General features: G+C 56.9%; 25 protein-coding genes and 2 pseudogenes. 12 read left to right on the top strand and 15 right to left on the bottom strand.

The genetic code is table 11. The annotated features are described in order from the left end of the window. Positions 1-66 precede the first annotated feature (66 nt). From BK662_RS25075 to BK662_RS25055, 5 genes are all read left to right on the top strand, one after another. Entirely contained in the window at positions 67-471 is a 405-nt protein-coding gene (locus BK662_RS25075) for a nuclear transport factor 2 family protein (RefSeq protein WP_185047170.1), read from the top strand. Continuing rightward, positions 468-1,433, top strand: a complete 966-nt coding sequence (locus BK662_RS25070) for an LLM class oxidoreductase (protein ID WP_123359518.1) — start codon at positions 468-470, stop codon at positions 1,431-1,433. The genes BK662_RS25075 and BK662_RS25070 overlap by 4 nt, the downstream gene beginning before the upstream one ends. A 25-nt stretch (positions 1,434-1,458) precedes the next feature. Further along, positions 1,459-2,673: a multidrug effflux MFS transporter gene (locus BK662_RS25065; protein WP_123359519.1), complete on the top strand. Its 1,215-nt coding sequence runs from the start codon at positions 1,459-1,461 to the stop codon at positions 2,671-2,673. 34 nt (positions 2,674-2,707) lie between these two features. Beyond that, complete coding sequence (locus BK662_RS25060) at positions 2,708-3,268, top strand: NADPH-dependent FMN reductase (protein WP_123359520.1); 561 nt, start codon at positions 2,708-2,710, stop codon at positions 3,266-3,268. A gap of 244 nt (positions 3,269-3,512) precedes the next feature. Continuing rightward, a complete protein-coding gene (locus BK662_RS25055) occupies positions 3,513-4,505 on the top strand; it encodes an LLM class flavin-dependent oxidoreductase (protein ID WP_063321084.1) in 993 nt (330 codons plus the stop codon). An 89-nt stretch (positions 4,506-4,594) separates the two neighbouring features. Here BK662_RS25055 and BK662_RS25050 read toward each other — a convergent pair whose 3' ends face one another. Continuing rightward, a complete protein-coding gene (locus BK662_RS25050) occupies positions 4,595-5,308 on the bottom strand; it encodes an NAD(P)H-dependent oxidoreductase (RefSeq protein ID WP_123359521.1) in 714 nt (237 codons plus the stop codon). A 31-nt stretch (positions 5,309-5,339) separates the two neighbouring features. Further along, positions 5,340-6,587 carry an acyl-CoA dehydrogenase family protein gene (locus tag BK662_RS25045; protein WP_123359522.1) on the bottom strand — a complete coding sequence of 416 codons (1,248 nt, stop codon included), beginning with the start codon at positions 6,585-6,587 and terminating at the stop codon, positions 5,340-5,342. Positions 6,588-6,715: 128 nt separating this feature from the next. On the opposite strand from BK662_RS25045, the gene BK662_RS25040 reads away from it, so the two are divergent. After that, positions 6,716-7,708 (top strand): GlxA family transcriptional regulator, encoded by a 993-nt coding sequence (locus BK662_RS25040; protein ID WP_123359523.1) that lies wholly within the window; start codon positions 6,716-6,718, stop codon positions 7,706-7,708. A gap of 202 nt (positions 7,709-7,910) precedes the next feature. On the opposite strand, the gene BK662_RS25035 is transcribed toward BK662_RS25040, so the two are convergent. The 5 genes from BK662_RS25035 to BK662_RS25015 all read right to left on the bottom strand — a co-directional run bounded on the left by BK662_RS25035 (position 7,911) and on the right by BK662_RS25015 (position 12,816). Further along, the gene (locus BK662_RS25035; protein WP_123359524.1) at positions 7,911-8,774 is read right to left on the bottom strand and encodes an enoyl-CoA hydratase/isomerase family protein; all 864 of its coding nucleotides are present in this window, start codon (positions 8,772-8,774) and stop codon (positions 7,911-7,913) included. A gap of 26 nt (positions 8,775-8,800) precedes the next feature. Then, positions 8,801-9,787 (bottom strand): acrylyl-CoA reductase (NADPH), encoded by a 987-nt coding sequence (acuI, locus tag BK662_RS25030; RefSeq protein WP_123359928.1) that lies wholly within the window; start codon positions 9,785-9,787, stop codon positions 8,801-8,803. 69 nt (positions 9,788-9,856) lie between these two features. Next, positions 9,857-10,753 carry an alpha/beta fold hydrolase gene (locus BK662_RS25025; RefSeq protein ID WP_123359525.1) on the bottom strand — a complete coding sequence of 299 codons (897 nt, stop codon included), beginning with the start codon at positions 10,751-10,753 and terminating at the stop codon, positions 9,857-9,859. A gap of 111 nt (positions 10,754-10,864) precedes the next feature. Then, positions 10,865-11,653 (bottom strand): SDR family NAD(P)-dependent oxidoreductase, encoded by a 789-nt coding sequence (locus BK662_RS25020; RefSeq protein ID WP_123359526.1) that lies wholly within the window; start codon positions 11,651-11,653, stop codon positions 10,865-10,867. Between the two features lie 68 nt (positions 11,654-11,721). Beyond that, the gene (locus BK662_RS25015; RefSeq protein ID WP_123359929.1) at positions 11,722-12,816 is read right to left on the bottom strand and encodes an alkene reductase; all 1,095 of its coding nucleotides are present in this window, start codon (positions 12,814-12,816) and stop codon (positions 11,722-11,724) included. 221 nt (positions 12,817-13,037) lie between these two features. Here BK662_RS25015 and BK662_RS25010 point away from each other — a divergent pair, with 221 nt between their 5' ends. Beyond that, positions 13,038-13,616 (top strand): TetR/AcrR family transcriptional regulator, encoded by a 579-nt coding sequence (locus tag BK662_RS25010; RefSeq protein ID WP_123359527.1) that lies wholly within the window; start codon positions 13,038-13,040, stop codon positions 13,614-13,616. Positions 13,617-13,748: 132 nt separating this feature from the next. Here the strand turns inward: BK662_RS25010 and BK662_RS25005 are convergent, their stop codons facing one another. From BK662_RS25005 to BK662_RS24995, 3 genes are read right to left on the bottom strand one after another with little or no spacing between them, the layout of a single operon-like run. After that, positions 13,749-14,645 (bottom strand): alpha/beta fold hydrolase, encoded by an 897-nt coding sequence (locus BK662_RS25005; protein ID WP_123359528.1) that lies wholly within the window; start codon positions 14,643-14,645, stop codon positions 13,749-13,751. Positions 14,646-14,657: 12 nt separating this feature from the next. Next, complete coding sequence (locus BK662_RS25000) at positions 14,658-15,659, bottom strand: NADP-dependent oxidoreductase (protein WP_123359529.1); 1,002 nt, start codon at positions 15,657-15,659, stop codon at positions 14,658-14,660. A gap of 9 nt (positions 15,660-15,668) precedes the next feature. Next, positions 15,669-16,124, bottom strand: a complete 456-nt coding sequence (locus BK662_RS24995) for a DUF2147 domain-containing protein (RefSeq protein WP_123359530.1) — start codon at positions 16,122-16,124, stop codon at positions 15,669-15,671. A 195-nt stretch (positions 16,125-16,319) separates the two neighbouring features. Between BK662_RS24995 and BK662_RS24990 the strand changes: the two genes are divergently transcribed. Next, the gene (locus BK662_RS24990; RefSeq protein WP_123359531.1) at positions 16,320-17,003 is read left to right on the top strand and encodes a TetR/AcrR family transcriptional regulator; all 684 of its coding nucleotides are present in this window, start codon (positions 16,320-16,322) and stop codon (positions 17,001-17,003) included. A 153-nt stretch (positions 17,004-17,156) separates the two neighbouring features. Here BK662_RS24990 and BK662_RS24985 read toward each other — a convergent pair whose 3' ends face one another. The 4 genes from BK662_RS24985 to BK662_RS24970 are packed head-to-tail and all read right to left on the bottom strand — an operon-like array spanning position 17,157 to position 22,316. Next, positions 17,157-18,863, bottom strand: a complete 1,707-nt coding sequence (locus BK662_RS24985; protein WP_123359532.1) for a GMC oxidoreductase — start codon at positions 18,861-18,863, stop codon at positions 17,157-17,159. 56 nt (positions 18,864-18,919) lie between these two features. Continuing rightward, positions 18,920-20,380: a class I adenylate-forming enzyme family protein gene (locus tag BK662_RS24980; RefSeq protein ID WP_123359533.1), complete on the bottom strand. Its 1,461-nt coding sequence runs from the start codon at positions 20,378-20,380 to the stop codon at positions 18,920-18,922. Positions 20,381-20,418: 38 nt separating this feature from the next. Further along, complete coding sequence (locus tag BK662_RS24975; protein ID WP_123359930.1) at positions 20,419-21,336, bottom strand: alpha/beta hydrolase; 918 nt, start codon at positions 21,334-21,336, stop codon at positions 20,419-20,421. Positions 21,337-21,341: 5 nt separating this feature from the next. Then, positions 21,342-22,316 (bottom strand): enoyl-CoA hydratase/isomerase family protein, encoded by a 975-nt coding sequence (locus BK662_RS24970; RefSeq protein ID WP_259695945.1) that lies wholly within the window; start codon positions 22,314-22,316, stop codon positions 21,342-21,344. A gap of 88 nt (positions 22,317-22,404) precedes the next feature. On the opposite strand from BK662_RS24970, the pseudogene BK662_RS24965 reads away from it, so the two are divergent. Together BK662_RS24965 and BK662_RS35935 are read left to right on the top strand one after the other, a co-directional pair. Further along, positions 22,405-22,971 (top strand): annotated as a pseudogene (locus BK662_RS24965) (SDR family NAD(P)-dependent oxidoreductase); the annotation flags it as partial. Positions 22,972-22,975: 4 nt separating this feature from the next. Continuing rightward, positions 22,976-23,101: pseudogene (locus BK662_RS35935) on the top strand (SDR family NAD(P)-dependent oxidoreductase); the annotation flags it as partial. A 50-nt stretch (positions 23,102-23,151) separates the two neighbouring features. On the opposite strand, the gene BK662_RS35390 reads toward BK662_RS35935, so the two are convergent. Beyond that, on the bottom strand, positions 23,152-23,277 hold the full coding sequence (locus BK662_RS35390) for a hypothetical protein (protein WP_259695946.1): 126 nt from the start codon (positions 23,275-23,277) through the stop codon (positions 23,152-23,154). Positions 23,278-23,460: 183 nt separating this feature from the next. On the opposite strand from BK662_RS35390, the gene BK662_RS24960 reads away from it, so the two are divergent. Next, positions 23,461-23,754, top strand: a complete 294-nt coding sequence (locus BK662_RS24960; protein ID WP_123359535.1) for a hypothetical protein — start codon at positions 23,461-23,463, stop codon at positions 23,752-23,754. Next, positions 23,751-24,410, top strand: a complete 660-nt coding sequence (locus tag BK662_RS24955; protein WP_123359536.1) for a winged helix-turn-helix transcriptional regulator — start codon at positions 23,751-23,753, stop codon at positions 24,408-24,410. Before BK662_RS24960 ends, BK662_RS24955 begins: the two co-directional genes overlap by 4 nt. Positions 24,411-24,509 lie beyond the last annotated feature (99 nt).

The raw sequence follows: 24,509 nt of genomic DNA, 5'->3' as shown, positions 1-24,509 counted from the left end.
CCTGCTTTCAGCTCCCCACGCGGAGCTGAAAGCATTCCCCCTTTTCTAAATCGGAGCCGGGACACTGTGAGCACTGAAAAAACAATCGAAGTCATCCGCACCCTTTTTGCAAAAATCTCGTCCGGACAAAGTCCGGAAGCCATTGCGGAGTGCTTTAGCCAAGATGTGGACTGGAGCATTCCTGGAGCCTCTGACATCGCACCTTGGGTTGGCGAGCGCAAAGGCCGCGCTGCAGTGGCTGCGTTCTATCGCGACTTTGGAACCTACCTGCAACCCAAAGAATTCAACATCAAGTCGCAAATGGCCGATTATGAACGTGGTGTCGCGCTGGGTTCACTGCAGTGCCAAGTAATTCGTACTGGCAAAACCATCACCAGCGAGTTCGCGATCGAATTTGAAGTCATCAACGAGCTGATCACGCGCTACCGCTTCTTCGAAGACTCCTACGGCGTTGCAGTGGCTGCCCAATGAGTTTTGGCGTCGACCTGAATCACCACACTGGATTCGAGCGCGCCTTTCAGCAAGGGCGCCTCACCCTCGGCTTCATCATGGCCATCGAGTCCTACAAGGGCGCAGTACCGACGCTGGCCAATCACGCAGAACTCGCCTGCCGGGCTGAGCAACTTGGCTTTGCAGCACTCTGGGCTCGCGATGTTCCGCTGTTCGACCCCAATTTTGGCGACGTCGGCCAGGTGTTCGACCCTTTCGTTTACTTGGGATACCTAGCCGCCAAGACCGAATGCATAGCGCTGGGGACATCCAGCACGGTGCTGCCGTTGCGCCATCCGATTCACTTGGCGAAAGCCGCTGCATCTGTCGATCAGTTATCCGGAGGACGACTACTGCTGGGCGTAGCATCCGGTGATCGCCCTATCGAGTACCCTGCTTTTGATATTGATTTCGAGACGCGAGGACAAAGGTTTCAAGACACCTTCCACGCGTTGCGCCAACTGACAGAAGAAACGTTCCCGAAGGTGGGTGCCAAGGGCCTGATCAGCATGAATGGGCAAACGGATCTTCTGCCCAAACCAGTGCATAGCCGCATACCGAAGCTGGTGACAGGCACGAGCCGACAATCACTGCCATGGATCGCGGAACACGCTGACGGATGGCTCTACTACATCCTTGATCACCAAACGCTTCGCACTGCAGCCAAGGACTGGCAAACGCTTGTTGCTGAGTATTGCCCTGGCAAATTCAAGCCTCTGCTTCAGGGTATGAATTTCGACCTGGCAGCGAACCCGAATGAGATGCCCCAGAAGATTCACTCAGGCTATCGGATGGGCCGAAATGCGCTGATTCAGTTCCTGCAAGAGGATGAGCGTATCGGCGTTTCGCATATGGCGTTAAACCTCAAATATGGCTCAAGACCGGCAGATGAGGTCATGGAAGAGCTCGCCGAATTTGTCCTTCCACATTTCCCTAGCCACTAGGCTTCAAGCCTACGAGTACTGATTGATGTCCGTGTCACGCCCTCTGTGGCTTTACATTTTATTGTTGGGTGCCGTCACAGCGCTCCCACCACTCTCAATCGATATGGGATTGCCGGCCATTGCCGACATCAGTCACGCGCTTGGTGTCTCTCTAGCGTTCGCCTCTCAAACCCTGAGCGTGTTTATCTTCGGATTCGTGCTGGGGCCATTGTTGTTTGGGCCACTGTCCGACCGGATCGGTCGACGCCCTATCCTTCTTGCCGGCTTAGGGGTGTTCACCATCGCAGGCATTGCCTGCACCTTTGCCCAGGACATCAACCTATTGCTCAGTGCGCGCTTCCTACAAGGATGCGCAGCCGGAGCTGCCGCAACACTACCCATCGCCATTGTCCGAGACCAATTTGAGGGTGTTCAAGCGCGCAAGCTGCAAAGCCATCTGGCACTGGTCAACAACCTTGCGCCGCTGATAGCACCACTACTCGGCTCAGCGATTCTGGTGGTGGGTAACTGGCGGTGGATCTATGCCGCGCTGGCGGTATGTGGTGTGATTCTCTGGCTCCGTGCCCAAACGAGTTTTGATGAAACCGCTACGCGCAAAAGCTCCAATGCCGCCGCTTCACTCCTCACTTCCTACCTGAGCGTTCTGAAGAGCAGGAGGTTCTTGGTTTCGACCTTAATCATGGCTTTCAACTTCGCAGGTATGTTCGCCTATATCGCAGCCTCGCCCTTGGTGTTCATGAACAACCTGGGCATGACCAGCGCTGGCTTTGCTGTGCTATTTGCCCTGACAGCCATGGGCACAATCGCAGGCTCTTGGGTCAATGGGAGGTTGATACACGCAGGCTTTGCAGAGCACCGGGTGCTTGGCGGGGCCTTGCTCGCCAGCTTGCTGATCAGCCTGGGATTGGTGGTCGAGTCCCAACTGGCCATTTACCCGATTTACATCCTTACTGCGCTGGTTGTCATGAGCAACTTGTGTACCGGCATTGTCATGCCAAACGCCACTCACTCGGCGCTTGAGGATCTATCTACAACTGCCGGGGCGGGTGCAGCTCTGCTACGTGCCACTCAAATGCTTGGCGGGGCCTGTGCAAGCCTGCTGGCCGGCGCGTTCTATGACGGCCAAACATCTCATGCCATGGCGGGTGTGATGCTCGCGTGTGCGGTGTTGGGTGCCCTGACTTTCTTGATCGGCCACCGCTCAATCATGCCACACCCAGTCGGAGAACAAGCCGGCTGACTCTTTCTTCATCCCCACTTATAAGGACTTCAAGATGCAACCACTGCGATTTGTCGTACTCCTCGGTAGCCTGAGGAAAGCCTCGTTTAATGCCACACTGGCACGCTCGCTACCGTCCCTGGCGCCTGAAGGCGTTTCGATTGAGTTTCTGGAATCTGTGGGGGACATCCCGCATTACGATGCGGATGTTCAAGCCGAAGGTTTTCCGGAGTCAGTAGTGAAGATGGGCAAGGCCATCAAACAGGCCGATGCTGTCATCATCGTTTCTCCCGAATACAACTATTCAGTGCCTGGCGTACTGAAGAATGCCTTGGACTGGATCTCGCGTCTCCCCGACACTCCATTTGCCGGGAAGCCCGTTGCGATTCAAACAGGGTCACCTGGCCTGATCGGCGGGGCCCGCGCGCAGTATCACCTGCGGCAGATCCTAGTGTTTTTTGATGCACTCGTGCTCAACAAACCTGAGGTGATGGTGGGCCAGATCCCCAGCAAGGTCGACCAGGAAAAAGACGCGATCAGCGACGCCGCGACCCGTGACTTCGTTGCTAATCAGCTGGCTGCCCTGAGCAAAATGGCTGCGCTGCACAAGGCATGAGGCCTGCCAAAGGTGTGGCGACTAAGTCGTCACACCTTCTTTCTGAATTATAGAAAGCATTGTGGAGCAACACCGACACGAGTAAACCCAGAGCTACTTTCCATTTGGGTAAAGTAGCCAGGGTTTACTCATCATCCTAAAGCCAATGTAGCGCTTTACTCAACTCTGAAACGAGTTGCATGGCGTTTATAAACATTCGTTCAACTGAAACACTGGGTAACATGTTTTTTAGGAGCGTGAACCCATGACTGCACTGTCTATCCTTGACCTCATCCCCATCAACGTCGGCAGCACCCTGGCTCAAACCTATGAGAACTCAGTAAAGCTTGCTCAGCATGCCGAGGCATGCGGATACCGGCGGTACTGGCTCGCCGAACACCACAACATGCCAGGCATCGGTTCCTCGGCAACCACACTGCTAATGAGCCATCTCGCCGCCAACACCAACTCAATCCGCATCGGTTCTGGGGGAATCATGCTGCCGAATCATTCGCCGCTCACAGTGGCTGAACAGTTCGGTACCTTGGAAACACTTTATCCTGGTCGCATCGACCTCGGGCTCGGCAGGGCGCCAGGCGCAGATGGCGTAACCATGCGAGCCTTGCGGCGATCCACTGAAACCAGCGCTGACCAATTCCCACGTGACGTCGTCGAGATTCTCGACTACTTCGAAGACAACGGTCGCCAGCCTGTGCGCGCGGTCCCTGGCGCCGGGCAAGACATTCCTGTCTGGATTCTTGGTTCCAGTACCTATGGGGCAAGCCTAGCCGCACACCTGGGATTGCCCTATGCCTTCGCCTCCCACTTTGCTCCGAGGTTGATCAAGGAAGCTCTGCAAGTTTATCGCTCGCAATTCCAGCCATCCCACTACCTGGACAAGCCCTACGTGATGGCCGGGATCAACGTCTTTGCTGCCGAAACGCGCGCTGAAGCGGAATTCATCGCCAGCTCCCATCGGAAGTGGGTCGCAGGCGTCCACACGGGGGACATCACCCTCTTGCCGGCGCCTGTTGAAGACTATATGCAGGGCATTGCGCCGAGTCTTCGAGCAAGTCTTGACCGTGAACTCGCCTTCACAGCAATCGGTACGCAGGAGGACGTGCGCTCGACGATGATGGAATTCATCGAATTCACAGGTGCTGATGAACTCATGGTCGACGCCCGAATATTCGACCCAGCAGCGCGGCGTAAATCCTATGAGATTGCTGCTCAAGCGCTCGCTGATCAGCTCGCTTAAGGGACGAGCCGAGCGGCGATGAGCCGCTCGCTTGTTGGCTACATGGAGTACCGATGGTGAGAAAACTATGTAGGCAAACGTGGTGTCTGCTAGGGATTCGGAGCGGAAATCGGGTGCAATTTCTCATCGAACTCATCAAGTGAGACGAATGAAAGCCCTTGCAGTGTGTCCAGCGAACGCAGGTGCTGTCGATACATTGCTAACTGAGTGACACGTGCTTCCTGGGAAATGTACGGCACGTGATAGGCAACAAAGGTCGGAAGCACAGTCATCCCGGTATAGGCCAACGTTCCACGCAGGATAGGACGGAGCATATCGTTGAGTTCACCGTGCACGCCGCCGCTCACCAACATGTGTGGTTGACCGCCGACAGTAATGGCGAGCATGGCCTTCTTGCCAGCCAGGCCTCCCAGGTCGTAAAAGCGCTTTCCGCCATAGCAGACGCCAGAAACCAATACTCGGTCTATCCAGCCTTTCATGATCGCCGGCATCGAGAACCAATAGATTGGGAAGTTGAAGATCACCAGATCGGCCTTCAGTAACTTGTCCAGCTCCGCCTGGATATCCGGCGCCAGTGTGCGTAGCGAGCAATTGTGACGCTGTTCCAAGGCATACGTCAGGTACTCTGAATTTACGCGGCTGCCAAAGTCAGCCGCGCTGGCGATCGGATTCCAGCTCATGGCATACAGGTCAGACACTTCGACAGAGTGCCCTTGCCCCCGCAGTTCTTCGACCGCCAGATCTTTCATGGCCGCATTGAACGATTGCGGCTCGTTGTGCGCGTGGATAATGAGGATGTGCATTGGACAGCTCTCCATTGGGTTGGCCATCCAATCAGCCGGTGATGTCTTTACCGAAGATGGCACGTGCAATGACTAGCTTCTGAATCTCATTGGTTCCCTCATAGATTTCGGCGATCTTGCAGTCGCGATAGATCTCTTCGACACGGTAGTGCGAACCATCCGCCGCGAGCTCGCGCATAAAGCCGTAGCCACCAAAGATCTGTACCGCGTCGCGGGCGAATTCACCGGCAAGGTTGGTGCCGTACCATTTGGCCATCGCGGCCTCGGGCTCCGGAAAAGCGAGCCCTTCGTCCATGCGCAACGCCGCCTTGAGATACAGGTTGCGGGCGTTCTCGATTTCAGTGGCGCGCTCGGCCATCTTGAACTGCCAGTGTTGGAACTGCGCAATGGCTTTGCCAAAAGCCCGGCGCGTCTTGAGCCGCGCGATACTGTGATCAAACAATGCCTGAGCCATGCCGGTCCCGCTGGCGGCAATCCCGATGCGCCCGAACGTCAGTGTTTGCAACGCTATCTTGAGACCATCACCGGGCTGGCCAACGACGTTCGTCATGGGCACTTTGACGCTATCGAAATAGATATCCGCCGTCAGTTGACCATGGTTGCCCATTTTCTTGTCGGGTTCGCCAACACGAACACCTGGCCAATTCAACTCGACCACCAACTCGGTCATGCGCGCGCCATCGACACAGAGCAGTACAACAAAGTCGGCAACTGGGGCGTTGGAAATGAAACGCTTGCGGCCGTTGACGATGTAGCCATCTTCGGTGCGCGTAGCGTGGGTGCCCATGGCTTCAACGCTCAAGTCGGTACTGGCATCCGGCTCGGTAGTTGCGAAGCTCCCGATCTTGTCGCCGCTGAGCAAAGGCCTGAGATAGCGTTGCTTGATCGAGTCCGCCCCGTGGTTCAGCGCATTACCCGCGAGAATGCAATGCACGTCCACGATGGCGGCCACCGAGTTCGAATGGTAAGCCAACTCCTCGATCATCACGGCAGTGGCCGTGGTGGGGTATTTGAGCCCTCGCCCACCCGCATCGGCGGTAAAGGGAATGCCAAATAAACCGGCCTTGGCCATTTTGGCGAACAAGTCACGCGGGAACGCTGCAACGGACTCCTCTGTGTGGCCAATGGCGTAGGCCACCGGGGCGACATGTTCGTCGGCGAAGCGACGAATCTCCTGGCGGATAGCGAGGATTTCCTGCGGGGTATCCAGGTCGTGATACAGGCGATCCTGGTGACGCGCAACAGTCGCATTGACCGAAGTATTGGCAAGATGGGTCATGGTTATCTCTTCTGTAGCCTGGGGAAGCAACGTGGTGTGAACGGTATGGAAACTGATGGAATGACGTAATAGGCAAAAACGACGGTAAATATGCGAATATCGCCATCCATGCCAAAAAAGGTTCCGCCATGACCACCGTTGCGATTCTGGGTTTTGACGACTCCTATGCCTCCGTTGTGGGAGGTTTTGCTGACATGCTTCAGGTTGCCAACGCGCACATGTCAAAACAGGGGATGCCACCGTCAGGTCTGTTTGAATGGCATTTCATATCGCAGAACGGGCTGCCTGTGCGCGCGAGCAATGGCCTCGAACTCGGCATGCGGGCGCTGCCGAAGAACCAGCATTACGATTTGGTCTTTATTCCCAGCCTGCATTATCGCGGCTGGCAGCATTTCCAGGGTTTCCTGGAAAAACAGGGAGCTGTGCGTGACTGGCTGGTTAGCCAATGGCGAAATGGTGCATGGCTCTGTGCCAATTGCACGGGTACCTTCCTGCTTGCTGAGACGGGTTTGCTCGACAACAAAGTGGCGACGACCACTTGGTGGCTGGAGGGGCATTTCCGCAGCAGATTCCCGAAGGTTGATCTGCAAATGCGTCCAGTGGTGACTGAATCTGAACGTCTGGTATGCGGTGGCGCACATGCCACATTTTTGTTGCAAGCGGTTCACGTGCTTAACAAATTCGCGGGAGAGGCCATCGCCAGACAATGCGCCCGCAGCATGCTGATCGATTTGACCCAAACGACGCAGACACCTTTCCAGCCGCTTATCGCCGACAAGACCCACAATGATCCCTTGATTCAACGCGCGCAAAAGTGGCTTCAGGATCACTTGGCGGACCAGGTGCGCATGACAGACCTGGCGCAGAAGTTGGCCGTGAGCGAACGTACATTGATACGCCGCTTCAATAAGGTGCTTGAACAGTCACCGCTCACCTATCTGCAGAACCTACGCGTTGATACGGCGCGAGCTTTACTGGAGGCTGGCGACCTGAGTACCGAGCGAATCGCTCACTATGTCGGCTACAGTGATATCAGCTCGTTTTCACGCCTGTTCCGTGAGCGCGTTGGGTTCACGCCAGGCGCTTATCGAGCCAGGTTTCAGTTACCCATGGAAGACTGACCAAGCACTGTCGCAAAGTGAAGGCCATCGCGACCACTGTGCTGAGCCGCACCGGGTTGCCGACGTAGCTCCCAGACTCTGATCCGACAGCGGTTGGGCGTCGCAGCTTCGGCGACCCTGAGAGTCTTTGAAAAAGACTAACCGTGCCCCTCCGGTCAATGCTCTCGTTCGCCACCTTCGACCCGAATCTTTAATAAAGTCGCTAAGGTCGCAATAACAAGCTTCGCCAGATAAAAGGTGGTTGATTTGTGAGACCTATGTAATACCCCAGGCGCGACTCCACCTTCTCGATCCCTTTTTCAGCAATATGCATCCGAAGCAGAGGTAGTCGCGCCTGGTCCACCGCCCACGTCAACGACTCAACGTACTCACCATGAGCCATCAAGAGATCCGCATCCGGCGGCAGTGTTACTCTGTTGACTTGGGCTTTGGCAGCCGCCAGTGCTGATTTGTCGAATAACGCAAGTCGGGACACCATGCCCTCCACAAATCGGTCCAATTCCTCGTCAGGGATAGGTCGCGTCACCCATCCATAGCGTTCTGCCAGATCAGCGTCATAGTCATCGCTGCTTAATATCGCTTCGAGCCCGCGATCACGTCCGATGAGACGTGGAAGGCGCTCACTGCACCCGCCGCTCGGCAGAATTCCGATACCGACCTCGGGTTGGCCGAACACTGCATGCTCCCGGCTGGCGTAACGTAGATCGCACGCCAACGCCAATTCGTTCCCGCCGCCTCTCGTCCGCCCACGGATTGAAGCAATGCTGATGAACGGAGCTTTGGAAAGCCTCACGACGAGATCGATCCACGTCGGCATCCCTTCCACACCTGCCAGCATCGGAAATTTTCCGGCTTCATCAAGATCAAAATGGTTGAAGAAGTAGCCAAAGACGGTGCTGCTGAAAATGACCACTTGAACATTCTCGTCCTCACTCAGTTCCTTTACGACTTCATGCAGGCGATTGACGGTCTCGGGCACGATCAAATTAGTCGGTGGATTCGAGAACTTGATCTTGCAGACTTTCGGTGAAAGTCGCGCAATGCTGATCGTACTTGGTTGCGTCATTTCGCATTCCTTGATGGAGCTCATGGTCACGCGTTGACGTCGACCACTACGCGTCCCTGGACTTTGCCTTCGAACATTCGGCCGATCACCGCGGGCACCTCTGCGAGACCAACCACCTGCGTCGTGCGCGCGAGTTTGCTCAGATTGAGATCGCTCGCCAGGCGCGTCCAGGCCTGGAGTCGGGACTCGTACGGGGCATTGACGGAGTCGATGCCAGCGAGGGTTATATTGCGCAGGATGAAGGGCAGCACCGACCCTGGAAGATCCATACCCTGAGCCAGACCACAGGCCGTCACCACACCGCGATACTGGGTCTGCGCCAATACGTTCGCTAGCGTATGACTGCCGACCGAGTCCACAACGCCAGCCCATTTTTCAGTCGCTATCGGTGCTCCTTGGGCAGACAGCGTTCGGCGATCGATGATCTGCGCCGCACCTAAACGGGTCAGATAATCTTGCTCCTCAACACGCCCGGTCGACGCGACCACGCGATAGCCGAGATCGGAGAGAATCGCAATCGCGATCGAGCCGACTCCGCCATTGGCGCCAGTGACGAGGACGTCACCGCGAGCCGGTGTGAGACCGCCATGCTCCAGCGCCAGTACCGACAGCATCGCCGTATACCCTGCCGTGCCGATAGCCATTGCGTCCTTGGTCGAGAAGACGTCCGGAAGCTTGACCAGCCACTCGCCTTTTACGCGTGCCTTCTGAGAAAATCCGCCATGATGGGTCTGGCTCAGCCCCCAACCATTGGCGACTACGCGGTCCCCCACGGCGATGCCGGGATAGGCAGAGGTTTCGACGGTGCCGGCAAAATCGATGCCGGCAATCAATGGAAACTGCTTGATGACGTCGGCGTACCCACTAAGGGCTAGAGCGTCCTTGTAGTTCACGGTCGAATAGTCGATTTTTACGGTAACGTCTCCTGGCATAAGATCTTGCTCATGCGCGTCAACTACGCTGGCCGAAATCCTGTCACCAGTCTTTGTTGCGAGCAGTGCTTTGAACGTCATCATCGTCTCCTCAATGACCATGCTGGTCGAAATCAACTCAAGGCACCTACGCCTCGCGTATCCGAAAAACTAGTGCGGGTCAGGTAACTTTTTTTCAGGATGTCCGGGATCGAGAAAAGCTAGCGCCTTCGCCACGAAATTGGCGTGATTCTGGAAAATCGCACCATGTCCGGCATCTTCGTAAATGATCAGTTGCGAGTTCGGGATGCGGCGCGCCATATCAGTAGAGTTCACTGTCGGCACCATGATGTCGTTATCACCATTGGCGATCAGTACCGGGATCTGGATACTGCCGAGATCCTGGGGTGCCTGCCGCCCCCACGCTTTGATCGCCTTCAACTGTCGCGAGAAGGCACTTGGCGTGGGTCCCTTGTCCCGATCCGTTTTGCGCTCCTTCAGTCGCTTCAAGAAGGCCTTCGCGGCTTGGCGACCATTGGCCGAGGCTGTGAAGAACAGATAGAACTTCGGATCCCGTAGCGTCAGTAAGCCCTTGATCATCAATGGCCACGACACCGACCCTACCTTGTCAATGTCTTTGCCGCCCGCCGGCCCGGTACCGGCCAAAATGAGCTTGCACACCAAGTCGGGTGCTTTCAGCACGATGTCCTGTGCCACGAATCCGCCAAGGGAAAAACCGATTAGATCGACCTTCTCCAAGCCCAGCCCGTGAATCAGGGCTATCGCATCCCGCGCCATTTCATCAATGGTCAGGGGCGCTGTTCCTCCCGATGCGCCGATGCCCCGGTAGTCAGTGGCGATGACGCGATGCTTGCTGGCAAGACCATCGATGATCCGCGGGTCGAAGTTGTCCAATACCGCGCCCCAATGGTTAAGAAGAATCAGCGGCACTCCGCTGCGAGGCCCCAGATCACGGTAGGCAAACACAGTCCCTGCGACATTGATCGAGCGGTTTACGGCAGTTACATAGGACGTACCCGATCCAAGGTAATTGTCGGAATGGGTCATTGTTTACTCCGTGCGTCTGGTGTGGACCGGGAGTCCTGAGATGGGGAGATCCCGGTCTGCTTCATGTTGATTGAAAGTGATGACGCCCCTACCTCTGCGTCGCCGGAATACTTACGAGGGCGTGCGATACCGCTCTGCCACATGCGCTTGTCTAATGTCTGAAATGAGCGCTTGTCGCGCGGCATCCAGGGCCGTCCAGTGACTTGCGTCGTGCAGTGGCGGGATGGTCACAAGCTCACGCCGATCGAAGCCCGCCAGCGCGGCATCCACCAGCTCACCCACCTCCATCAGTTCCGGCAGCGCGTTGATGTCGATGCCCGCACGCCCCCAAATCTCGGTGCGGGTTCCGGCAGGAAGTACGGCCTGGACATAGACACCCTTGGGCGTGAGTTCCAGACTCAGTCCCTGGGAGAGGAACAACACAAAGGCCTTGGTGGCGCCATAGACCGACATGCCGAATTCCGGCGCCAAGCCAACCACTGAGCCGATATTGACGATCGCGCCTTCACCGGCCTGCGCAAGCCGAGGGGCGATTGCGCTGGCGAGTCGCACCAACGAGGTTGTGTTGAGCGCGACGAGTCGAGCGACATCGTCGGTCGTCTGCTCGATGAAGCTGCCAGACTGGGCTGCCCCGGCGTTGTTAATGAGGATGCCGATTCGCGAATCATCGCGCAGGCGCGTCTCGACGACGGCCAAGTCGCTGGGCCTGGTGAGATCGGCCTGGAGGATATCGACAGCGACGCTGTTTTCCTCGCGCAGGCGAGCCGCAAGTGCCTCCAGCCTCACTTTGTCGCGGGCAACCAGCACGAGATCGTGGCCGCGACGTGCGAAGCGCTCGGCGTAGGTAGCGCCGATGCCGGAGGAAGCGCCGGTAATGAGGACTGCGGGATGGGTAGTCATGTATTTGCTCTCTTGATCAGGTGAACACATGTAGGGCATGCAACGTACAAATCGACACCGCGCCAGTGTTACAGGGCGCTGGCGTCAGCGAGGGCCGGATAGTCGATGTATCCCGCAGCACCACCGCCGAAAAGCGTGGTCGGATCGAACGCCGCCAACGGCGCTGCGGTCTTCAGACGTTCCACCAGATCCGGGTTAGCAATGAACGGGCGCCCGAACGCGAAGAGGTCTGCCTTGCCTTCGGTGAGTCGGGAAGTAGCGAGATCCAGGTCATAGCCATTGTTGGCGATGTAGGTGTTCCTGAATCGCCGACGCAGGGATTCAAAGTCGAACGGTGCGACCTCGCGCGGCCCGCCGGTCGCGCCCTCGACGACATGGAGATAGACGATGCCCAAGGCATCGAGCTGGTCGACGATGTAGTCGAACTGCCCCTGTGGATCGCTGCTCGAGACACCATTGGTGGGCGAAACCGGCGAGATACGAATACCGGTGCGCTCGGCGCCGATCTCGCCCACCACTGCTGCCGTCACCTCCAGCAGCAGCCGCGCGCGATTTTCGATAGACCCGCCGTAGGCATCGGTGCGTACGTTGGCACCGTCCTTGACGAACTGGTCCAGCAGATAGCCATTGGCGCCGTGGATCTCGACGCCATCGAAGCCTGCGGCGATGGCGTTTGCCGCGGCCTGGCGGAAATCGTTGACGATCCCGGGCAGTTCGTCGAGCTCCAGCGCCCGAGGCTCGGAAACGTCGACAAAGCTGTTGTTGACGAACGTCTTGGTTGCGGCTCGAATGGCCGAGGGCGCCACCGGAGCGGCGCCGTTCTCCTGCAGATCAACATGCGAAACTCGCCCGACGTGCCACAACTGCAGGAAAATTTTCCCGCTCTTCGCATGGACGGCATCGGTGACCTCACGCCAACCGTCGATCTGCGCTTGCGAGTAGATGCCGGGCGTATCCTGGTAGCCCTGCCCCTGCTGCGAAATCTGTGTGGCCTCGGAAATCTGCAGACCGGCCGACGCCCGCTGGCTGTAATACGTTGCAGCGAACTCGCTTGGAACGAAGCCCGCGCCGGCGCGGTTGCGCGTCAGCGGCGCCAGGACCACCCGATTGGAGAGCGTCAGGGAGCCGAGGGTGTAGGGCTCAAATAAAGTTTCTTCGGTCATATTTTGTTTCTCCCACGTTGACTGATGATCGTTGTTGCGAGTGCGCATCACCATACGATCGGCGCTTTCAGGCGGGCGTCGCTCATGGCCTGAGCCCTTCCAAAAGTTAGCGAGCCGTTATGATGATGATCATAATCTTAATCGTCAATAACTTTGATGATGATTGACATCAATGTATATTGGTCGCCTGACAGTCAGCAGATTCAAAGAGGCATGTGGGTATGAGGGTCACCAAAGCGCAGGCACAGGCGAATCGGGCGCACATCGTCGAGACGGCCTCCGCCCTGTTTCGTGAACGCGGTTATGACGGTGTGGGGGTGGCGGAACTGATGGCCGCTGCCGGGTTCACCCATGGCGGGTTCTACAAGCACTTTCGCTCCAAAGCCGATTTGATGGCTGAAGCAGCGGCGAGCGGGCTTTCGCAGAGCCTGGTCAATAGCGCAGGCCTCGACGCCACCGAGTTCGTCAATCTTTACATGTCACGAGATCACCGTGATGGCCGCAGCGTTGGCTGCACGATGGCGGCCCTCTGCGGGGACGCTGCGCGTCAATCGGAGGAGGTCAAGGCAACGTTTGCTGACGGGATCGAAAGCATGCTGGCAGTCCTTGAGCCTGAGGACTCGCTGGACGACGTGGATCCGCACACAGTGCGAGCACAGATGATCGACATGCTTGCCCATGTGGTCGGCGCAGTCGTGCTGTCGCGGGCTTGTCCGGATGATTCCCCGCTGGCGGATGAGATTCTGGAGGTCTGCCGCGAAAAAATTCTCGCGACACTGTCACCGTCGCAGGCCACGTAGTCGTTGTCTCAGCGGTCCTCCCGAGAAGTGGCTGCGTGCCCATGGGGTGGAGCCATTCGCAGCCGGCGTCGCTGAGCGTTATCCGCTATCAACAGGGCGTGGCAGACATCGACATCGATGCACGGGAGGTTTTCAGCAAGATTGCAAGGGATGGCTTGCCAAAAATGCGGCGACTCGCTCAATGACCTCGTCCGGCCGGGAATCAGAGAAAAAATGTCCGCCCACTATCGCAGAAGCCTCCATCACCGTGCAGCGATCTACCCAAGTGGCGGGTAAATCATAGTGCTTGGCCATCGCACCTGAGGCGCCATAGAGGATCAGCGCGGGCGCGGTGATACGTCGTCCGGAGTCTGACAAATCGTCCTCCAGATCCACAGTGAGCGTGGCGCGATAGTCGTTGCAAAACCCAGCGATCGTCGCCGGATCACGCCAGGCTTTCCGATACGCCGCCAGTTGGTCAGCATCAAAATCTTCCAGCCCTGCGGCGCCCCAGCCGAAAAGGCAGCTCTCGAAAAAGAAATCGGGATCTGCCTCAATCATCCGCTCCGGGAAGGGTTCGGGCTGAGAAAGGAAAAACCAGTGCCAGTAACTGTGGGCTACGTCCTTGCGCAGATCTGTCAGCATCACAGCCGTAGGAACGATGTCCATCAGCGTGACGCTCGCCACCTTCTCTGGATAATCCAGCGTCATCCGGTATGCAGTGCGCGCGCCACGGTCGTGTCCAACAAGATGGAACCGTTCATGCCCGAGCACACGCATCAGTCCGACCTGATCCGCGGCCATGGCGCGAAATCCGTAATTTGACAGATCCGCTTGAAGCGGCGGCTTATCCGATGCGCCATACCCACGCAAATCAGCACAGACAACCCGATAGCCACGCGCGACCAGCCCAGGCGCGATACGTGCCCAGAGCGCCATGGTCTGCGGAAAGCCGTGGAGCATCAGGATGGGTTCGCCTTTACCCGCTGCAACACAGGCAATTTCCACATCGCCTACGGTAATTTGCTGCGTTTCGAAGTTTTCGAACATGGGGTCGTCTCGTTATTTTACCTTGACGATGACCTTGCCTTTTGCCCGACCGGTTTCAACATAGGCCAAGGCATCCGGGGTCAACTCGAACGGAAAAACCCGGTCCACAACCGGACGTATGACCCGCGAATCGATGAGCGCGGTAAGCTCACGCAATTGGTCGCCGTTGGCTCTCATGTAAAGGAATGAATAGCTGACGCCACGGCGTTTGGCTTTTTTCCTGATCCCGTAACTCAACAGACGCGTGACTAGTTTCAGGAACCCGGACAACCCAGCGCTTTTCGCAAAGTCCACATCCGGTGGTCCAGAGATCGAAATGAGCTTTCCACCCGGCTTTAGGATGCGTAACGACTTCTCGAGAGTCTCTGTGCCCAGGCTGTTCAAGACCACATCGTAGTCGTGCAGGACCTTTTCAAAATCGTCTTTGCGGTAATCGATCACGATATCCGCACCGAGGCGCTTCACCCACTCGACATTCGCCGTGCTCGTGGTCGTCGCTACGGTCGCCCCCAGGTGTTTGGCCAGCTGAATGGCCAGTGTTCCCACACCACCGGAGCCCGCATGAATTAACACCTTTTGACCTTTCTTCAGGTCCGCTTTTTCGACCAGCGCCTGCCAGGCCGTCAAGCCAACCAGAGGGATAGAAGCCGCTTCTTCCATGGTGAGATCTTTCGGCTTGATCGCCAGCGAGCCTTGATTGATCGCAATGAATTCGGCGAATGCACCAATTCGATTGTCATCGGGCCGTGCATAGACCTCATCACCCGCCTTGAATTGCAGCACTCCTGAGCCGACCCGTACGACAACCCCGGCCAAATCATTCCCCAGAATAAGTGGCATGCGATAAGGCAAAATCATTTTGAACTCACCGTCCCTGATTTTTAAATCCAGAGGGTTTACACCGGCAGCATGGATCTGGACTAAAACATCATCCTTGCCCAATTCAGGTTCTGGCATTTCGGTCGCCCGTAACGCAACCTTTTTTCCATAGCGATCGATAATGAATGCTTTCATCGTGCTTCCTTATTCCTGGCGTACCCAGGTCTGTGAACGCCCCAGCAGCGGCGTGCCAATGTAGCCGCGCACGCTGAGCTTTTTGCCGTTGTCGGTCAGGTGGACTTTACTGCTATAGACCTTACCGTTATCCGGATCGAGGATTTGGCCATCGGTGTATTCTTCGCCATCCTTTCGCAAACCGGTCAGAATGGTCAGGCCTACAATCGGCACATTTTTGTTCACGCCTTCACATTTCTCGCACTTCGGACTCTGATCTTCTTTGGGGGTGGGAAACGCTTTTTCGATAATGCCCTTAAGAGTGCCATTGGATTCGGTGATTCGAATCAACGCCCTCGGCTTGCCACTGACATCGTCGATGTTTTGCCACAGGCCAATCGGCGAATTGTCGTCTGCCCACAGTGCCGATGATATGACTGCTGCTGCCAGGGTGAGTCCGAAGACACCTGCTTTGAGCGTACGCATTGTCTGAATCCTCATGATTGAGCGAATTTTCTTGTCGGCTTGATGCCATTTTCAGTGTATGAAATTGGCCCTGTGGCTCACGCTATCGGATTGCGCTTGCTGTGTTCAGATCGCTTTCTGAGCAAGCTTCCAGTCGCGCCAGCCATATAACGCTGTTATTTGATAAACATAACGCCGTTATGGCAGTATTGCAACATGACCACTGATAACTCACTCCCTAATGCCCCCACCCGCCTCGTCGAGGCAACCATCCGTGTGCTTGCGACTAACGGCCCGTCCGAAGTCAAGGCCCGTTCGGTAGCGAGCGAAGCCGGCCTGTCGACGATGGGGGTTTATACACACTTCGGCGGAGTGCCGGAACTTCTACAAGCAGTCGCTGACGAGGGATTCAAGCGGTTGGCTGCAGTCTTCAAGCGTGTGCCAATCACGGATGATCCGATAACCGACTTATGTGCGATGCTCCTGGCTTGCCGAGACCTTGCACGAAGCAATCCCCATCTGTACGACTTAATGTTTGGTCTTTCGATTGACGGCAGATATAGCCCCTCACGAGGTACCATGAAAGCGATTGCAGATGGGCAATCGGAAGCCTTCAAGGCGACATACGCGATTCTGATCAACGCGTGCGCTCGCTTGGTTGATGCCAAATGCGTTCGCAAAATCGATCCTGCTCTCATCGCGCCACAGCTGTGGAGTGCCGCGCACGGATTCATCATGCTCGAACTCGCTGGCCACTTCTCAGGCATGGAAAATCCTGCTTCGCAGATCCTGGTAGCGACGTGTAACAACATTGTTGTCGGCTTGGGAGCGAAGCGCGAAAAAGTGGAATCTTCCACTGCTGGCGTAATTGCCGGGCAGGCAACTCCGTTAAAACCTTGAAAAAACCGCGCAACCATGCGGTAACGCGGAGCGAACAGTATTTCAGTTCAAGTACGCAGCCACTCGGCATGTTCAGAGGTTGGGTCAACCGGTTCGCTCATGCAGAGAAGGAACCGGTCATGACAGATGCTCGTATGTTTTGCGGCTCAATGCTCATATGTGCAGCAGGATAGGGATCTGTATCGAGGCCACGCGCTGATTATCAGGATGGCTGAGCACGCCACTGGACGGTTTCGTAGCTACCGCCTCACCTCGCTCATGAACACCTTCGTTATTGCGGGCCTGTGGAATCTGCGCCATTGCGTACTCGGCGAGTGCCGTGATGGTCAGCGCAGGATTAACCCCAGGATTTGCAGGCATCGCAGCGCCGTCACACACCAACATGTTTTGGTAACCAAAAACGTGTAGGTTCTGATCAATCACGCCGCTTTTGGCATTGGCGCCGATCACGGCACCGCCCAGCACATGGGCTGTTGTCGGAATGTTGCCCAGCGCTTCCAGTACGTTGCTCTGGGCAATACCGCCGGTGTGCCTGGCCAACCATTGAACCGCCTGGTTACCCATCTCGATGTAAGTCGGATTTGGCTTGTCGCGATTCTGCTCGGTGACGAGGCGGTAGCCGCGACCCAGCCAACGCTTGCGGGGGCGAAGTGCGATCGCATTGTCCAATGTCTGCATCACTAACAGCATTACCATGCGTCGGCTCCAGCCCCATGGCCATAGCGACTTGAGCCATCGCGCTGGGTGCAACACGATATTCCCCAGCCACTTCAGCGGCCGCGTCACGCGGTTACCCTTACCGACCAGCAGCGTGCAAAGCAAACTGAGGAAGTCGGCGTTGCGACCGTAGGTGAGAAACTCGATGTGGGTATCCTGATCGACATGCACACTGCTGCTGGCGGTAACATCGTTCCAGGTCTTGCGGTCCTCGGGCAGGCGCACGTTCAGAACCGATTCGCTGTTGGTGCGCACCAGTTCACCAAGGCGATCGCTGACCCGGGGCAACGAGCCGCCGTGCTTGCAGTTGGCCAATAATTCGTTGGTACCGAGAGCCCCGCCGGCGAAGATCACTCCACGGGCGGTGTAAGTATGGCGATCACGGGTGAACCAGGCGCCGGGGCGCTGGGCGGTCACACGGTAGCCGTCACTACCATCGGCTGCCCCGAGTGGGCTCACATCAACGACCTCGCGCTCTGCCAATATCTGCACGCCGCGTTTCTCTGCGAACCACAGGTAGTTTTTCACCAGCGAGTTCACGGCACCGACGCGGCATCCCACCATGCAGGCGCCGCAACGTATACACCCGGTACGGTCAGGCCCTTCCCCGCCGAAATAGGGGTCTTTGACGGTTTTGCCCGGTTCGCCAAAGAACACTCCGGTGGGTGCTCGAGTGAATGTGTCTTCGGTTCCGAAGTGTTGCGCCATCTCCCGGGCCAGGTGCTGGTTCGTCGAGTCGAATGGCACCGTCTTTACCCCAAGCATGCGTTCGGCCGTATCGTAGTGAGGCTGCAATAGCCTGTCCCAGTGGCCGAGCTCCCGCCACTGCACGTTTTCAAAGAACTCTGGCTTGGCACGGTACAACACACCGCCATACACGGTACTGCCGCCACCGACACCCGACTGGCTGGGAAAAAAGACATGGCGAAACAGCGACATGCGCATGATGCCCTTCAAACCCAATGCGGGTGCCCACAGATACTTGTTGAACTGCCAGGCCGACTTGGGAAGGTCTTCGTCGCGATAGCGACGGCCGCGCTCGAGTACCCCGACGCGATAGCCTTTCTCCACAAGGCGCAGCGCCGAGACGCTGCCGCCAAATCCCGATCCGATCACCAGCCAGTCGAAGTCTGCGTTTTTCATGATGTGTCCCCTTCTACGTGCTGATTGCTTTGCGCCTAAAGTCCATCAGGTACCTGTCAATCGACATATTCGGTCCACATCTTCCGCAGCCTCAGCTTGTCGACTTTGCCCACGGCATTCTTTGGCAGTCTGTCGATGATGTTGATTGTGGAAGGTCTTTTGTAACGCGTCAGCCGGTCAGTGCAGTGCTCGCTCAAGTCCTCCTGGGTACCGGCGAATCCCGCACGAAACGCGACGTAGGCCATCACAATTTCGCCGAAGGTCTCGTGGGGAACACCGATCGCTGCTGCTTCGAGAACGCCTGGAAATTCGAACAACACATCTTCGATCTCCTTGGGATAGATGTTCTCTCCACCACGAATGATCATCTCTTTAAGGCGCCCGACGATGGCCAGATAACCGTCTTCGTCGATCCGGCCAATGTCGCCGGTGTGCAGCCAGCCATCGACGATGGTCTTCGCTGTTTCCTCGGGCTTCCCAAGGTAACCACGCATGACGTTAGGACCTTGAACCAGCACCTCGCCAGTGGCGCCCTGCGGCAAATGCACACCGCTCGGGTCGGCGATTGCAATGCGTTGCCCGATGAAGGGCAACCCGACCGTACCGACCTTGCGTAGGCCGTCGAAGGGGTTGATGGTCGAAGCGCACGTGCCTTCGGACAGGCCATATCCCTCAAGCAGCGGAAAACCGAAGCGAGCTTCAAATTTTTTCAGTAGTTCCGCCGATGCAGGCGCCGCGCCGCAGATGCCATACCGAAGACTGGAGGTATAAGGTTTTACCTCGCGAGGTAACGCGTTAAGTATTGCGTAGATGGTTGGCACTGCAGAGAAGTACGTGGGTCGAAGCCACTCGACATCCTCAAAAAACGTGTCGACGTTGAAACGCTTGCGAATCGAAACCCGACCACCGCTTGATAGCGGGACGAGCGTGCTCACCACAATGCCGTTTACGTGAAAGAGTGGAAGTATCAATAAACAGTGGTCTGCTGCCGTGACCTTGAGTGAGTTTCGCCCCATTTCCGACATGGCCTCAATATTGGCGTGATCGAGCATCACGCCCTTCGGCAGGCCGGTAGTGCCACTGGTGTAGATCAACAGTGCCAGTGCGCCAGGCTCTTCAAAGGGTACGCCGGTGTAGGACGCCCCCGTTTCCAGAGTGGCGACAGGCAGGGACTGCAGATTCGGGACTATGACTTCGCCGCTGACGTTGATGAGCAGCTTCGCCCCCGAATCAACCAGTTGATGAGTGGCTTCCTTGCTGGTCAGCCCAGGATTGATCGGCGTGACCGCCGCCCCCAGACGCCAGGCGGCGAACATCGCCACCACAAACTCCACCTGGTTGGGCAACATGATCGCAACGACGTCTCCAACGCCCACCCCCCTGTCCACGAATACTCCCGCTGCCGCGAGGACTCTGGAATGGAACTGCCGGTTAGTCAGGTTGCTGCTGTCGTCAGCGATGCACAGACCCTCAGGCTCTGTCACCGCGCGCAAATCTGAAAGTTTGGAAAAGCACATTATTGTTGTTCTCTCTGAAAGTGACGGAAACGCTTGAATCAATTGGCTGAAGAGCCGAGTAGATATTTCGTCAGAAATTGAGTCTGATCCTTCACCAGTTCTTCGAACGCGTCGCCCATGTAGAACTCGAAATGCCCCGCCGCGTAGAGTTTGGTTTCTCCATGTGGCGCCTTGCGCACCAAGGCGATCGTCTGTTCCGGTGGTGTGACGGTGTCAGTGGTGCTGACGCAAAACAGGATGGGGAGCTTCACCTTGGAGGCAGAGCGTCCGGGTCGATAAGCCATGATTTCCGGGAGCACCCGTGCGGCGACGTGATTGACGAACACCATCCCCTTCGGCACCAAGGCCAGATAACCCGGCAGGGCGTCATGCGCATTCATCAAGGCTGGCTGACCGGGAGCGGCAGCGATTGGCACCATCACGGGCGGGCGACCCAGTAGCTTGGCCGCAAAATCACGCAAGAGCACCGGGGATACCTGCAGCGATCCCTTCACACCCAGTGCGGCGGCGGAGGCCAGACCGTCGGTAAAGGGGCACTGACTGATGGCAGCCAGTAACTCGGGATGCCGACTGGCCACGGTGATCGCATGCCCTCCCCCAAACGAGCTTCCCCATACTGCAACCCGGCGCCCATCGACATCCGCGCAGCCTTTGACGAAGCCCAGCGCTGCATCCCAGTCAGCCAGTTGCCGCTTCACAGACATCAACTGTCTGGGCCGACCACCGCTGTCTCCGAAATAACGGTAGGTGAAGGCCAATGTAGCGATTCCCGCAGCGGCGAATCGTTCGGAAAAGGCGTCCAGGCGCATCTCGCGAACCGCACCCAGTCCGTGTCCGAGCACTACAATCGGCGGTTTCTCTACGCCAACCGGCAGGTAGAGCCAGGCCGAACAGTAGGTCTCGCCCGAGTCAAAGCGAATATCCTGGCGAGTGAATGGGTAGGTAAGCGGTGACATTTGATTCATTTCCTCCCTCCCCCGTTTTGCAGGGGTAAAGAGCCTTGCTCAAGGGTTTGCTCGAAAATGGCCGGGTTGTAGAACGGCACGTTGCCGTCCCGATCGGTGCGCTCAAGGTATTCAACCATGAGCGATTGCGCAGTCTCGGTCGGCGAGACCTTGATGAATTCGGTACGCTCCATATGCAGCCCCTCGTCGAGGGTGGCTGACCCGCCGAAGTACACGGCTCGCTTGACTGCCTCAATCGCCCCTTTGGGTCGGGAACCCAGATACCCGGCCAGCTCGATGGCTCGATCAAGCAGCGCATCTGGAGCAACCACTTCGTCGATGTATCCTATTTCGAGCGCCTTCTGTGGTGACACCGGACGACCGTCAAGCATCAGCATCAGCGCGCGATGGGCGCCGACCAGTCGTGGTAATCGCTGAGTGCCTCCGCCACCAGGAAGGATTCCAAGTAGAACCTCGGGCTGCCCGATGAAAAAATCGCCATCCGCCATCAGGCGGACGTCACACGCTAACGCGAGCTCGCTGCCAAGTCCCAGCGCAGATCCATTCAGCGCGGCGACGAAAATGACGCCACTGCGACTCATCCGTAAAAAAGTGTCGTGCAGCTTGTCGAGTTGCATCCCGCCATCCAGCGGTGTCAGGGACGCAGCTGCCGCCAATGGCGCAATACCGCGAACGGTCTTGGCGGTTCGAGCGATCGCCGAGGCCATACTGCGCCCGACCGACGGGATACTCTTTCCACCTTCCTGCAGCCAACGAACGTCTGCATGACCGATGAAACGCTCAGGATGAGTTCCGGTGAGCACCACCGCTTTTACCGCGGTATCGGACTCCAGCTTGTCCAATAGCCCCGCAAGCTCATTGGCCATGTCCAACCCCATCAACCCGTGTGGACCTCCATCCAGCCGCGCAACCAACACAGAGCCACGGGACTCCATATCAAGGCATTCAGGCGGCGTATGCATCTTCGTCATCTCTTGGATCCTCCGGTGACAAACGTAAGGAGCAAGCGCTCCCATCAGTATTTCCACCTTCTGACCAGTCATCAGATCAGCCGGAGAGATGGATAACACTGTTATTGCAAAACATAACACCGTTATATTACTCTCGCAATATGCACTGACCTGTACACAAAACCTGAATGCTCAGCTCCTGAAGGGAACCTCTGAAATGAAACCGCACATCACTGTGGTACAGAGCAATCAAACAGGCAGAAATCCGACTGAATCCCTTCTTCCTGAATGGAGACCAGCCATCTTCGTCACAGGCGCGGCTTCGGGAATCGGTCGCGCCTGCGCTGAGTTGTTTGCGCGGCGCGGTTGGTTCGTGGGGCTATACGATATCGATTCAGAGGGTGTCGCTGCGGTCGCCGCGATCCTGGGAGAGGGCAACGCCGTCTCCGGTGCGCTCGACGTGAACGATCCCGAAGCATGGAAGCAAGCGCTTATGGATTTCTGGGCACATAGCGGCCAGCGGCTTGATGTGTTGCTCAATAACGCTGGGATTCTCGCTGCCGGTCAATTTGAAGCCGTACCGTTGACCAGACATCAAGCAATGCTTGACGTGAACGTTTCGGGAATGATCACCGGCTGTCACAGCGCTTTCCGGTACCTGCGAGGCACGCCCTGCTCTCATGTCATCAATGGCCTCCGCCACCGCAATCTACGGCCAGCCCGAACTTGCAACCTACTCGGCGAGCAAGTTCACCGTGCGCGGATTCACCGAAGGACTCGACCTCGAATGGGGAAAGTTCGGCATTCGCGTGAGCGATATCTGGCCGAGCTTCGTAAAGACCGCAATGGCTGATGACTACGGTCGTATCCCCAGCGCCAGATCGCTGGGTATTCGGCTCACGTCGCACGACGTCGCATCGACCGTGTGGGCTTGCGCGACGTCGAAACGACGAATCCACAAGACCCACTGGACAGTCGGCATGCAAGCCGGATTCTTCTCGTTCGCTACACGTCTCGCGCCTGCGGCTCTGACCCGCTGGGTCGTCCAACGCATTGCGCGATAGACAGGCTTACGACACAACTATACTTTTTATATAGCATCACAACTAAACGAACGGTATAGTGAAATCAATAAGAATTACTCAACCTGTTCAGTGAGCGATACATGAAAGCGACCATGAGATCAGCAGTAGAAAGTGCAGATACGACGCTCCCCATCCATTTGGCGTCGATGCGTGTAACCGCGCTGTCAGAAGAAGAAATTTCTACCCTAAAACCGCTGAAGCGTTTTTCGAGCTGCGTGACAGTGCACAACCACACGCTGATCGCGATTGTCACTCTTGATGAGGTGCGCGCCACCGTCCAAGGGCTTGGGACAACTCCCAATTCCTTCGACTTGAGGCAGCAGCGGCTTTCCACTGTATTTCAACTGAGCGGAATTTTGTACAATGCGGCATGACAAACAAAACTTACGGTCAACTCTGCCCCTTAGCCCGGTCGCTCGACGTACTCGGAGATCGCTGGACGCTGCTCTTGATTCGCGAACTCCTGTTAGGTCCGAAGCGTTTCAAGGATCTGCTCGCGATCCTGCCTGCCATGGGTACAAACCGACTGTCCGAACGCCTGGCCATGCTGGTGCAGAACGGCGTCATTCAACAGGTCACCCTGCACACACCTTCCGCCACGCCAGCTTACGAGCTGACGGACTTGGGCGAGCAACTACGCAAGCCGGTGATCGCGCTGGGATTCTGGGGGCTGAGCCTACCGATCGACGAACGCATCGATCCGTCCAGTGCTCGCGCGGAACTCATAGCTCTGTGCCTGACAGGCTCGAACGATTCGGCTGCGAGCACCGGTTTGCAGGAGTTGTACGAGTTCCAGGTGGGGGCGGAAGTCTTCCATATTCAAGTCAACGACGGGAACCTGTTGGCACGATCCGGGCCAAGCGAAGAACCCATCGACGTCAAAATACAATGCGACATGGAAACCTTCATTGCGTTAGTCCTGCGCCAGATCACTCCAACTCGCGCACTTCGCGAAGGTCATGCAAAGCTGTTGCAAGGGGATCGACCAGCATTCACACGAGTGTTCAAAGTACTCGAATACAAGCCCTAGGACTGCCGGCCTTTCCCCCTTCCCTCGCGCCATGCGGATCGAGGGGGACTTGCCCGCCCGGCATCCGTCATTGCCTCTTTATCAGCGAGCTGCTCGCAA

It is taken from the genome of Pseudomonas frederiksbergensis, from assembly GCF_003732275.1.
GTDB classification, from domain to species: domain Bacteria; phylum Pseudomonadota; class Gammaproteobacteria; order Pseudomonadales; family Pseudomonadaceae; genus Aquipseudomonas; species Aquipseudomonas frederiksbergensis_H.
The sequence above is the reverse complement of the archived record's forward strand: the minus strand, read 5'-3'. Positions and strand labels throughout refer to the sequence as shown.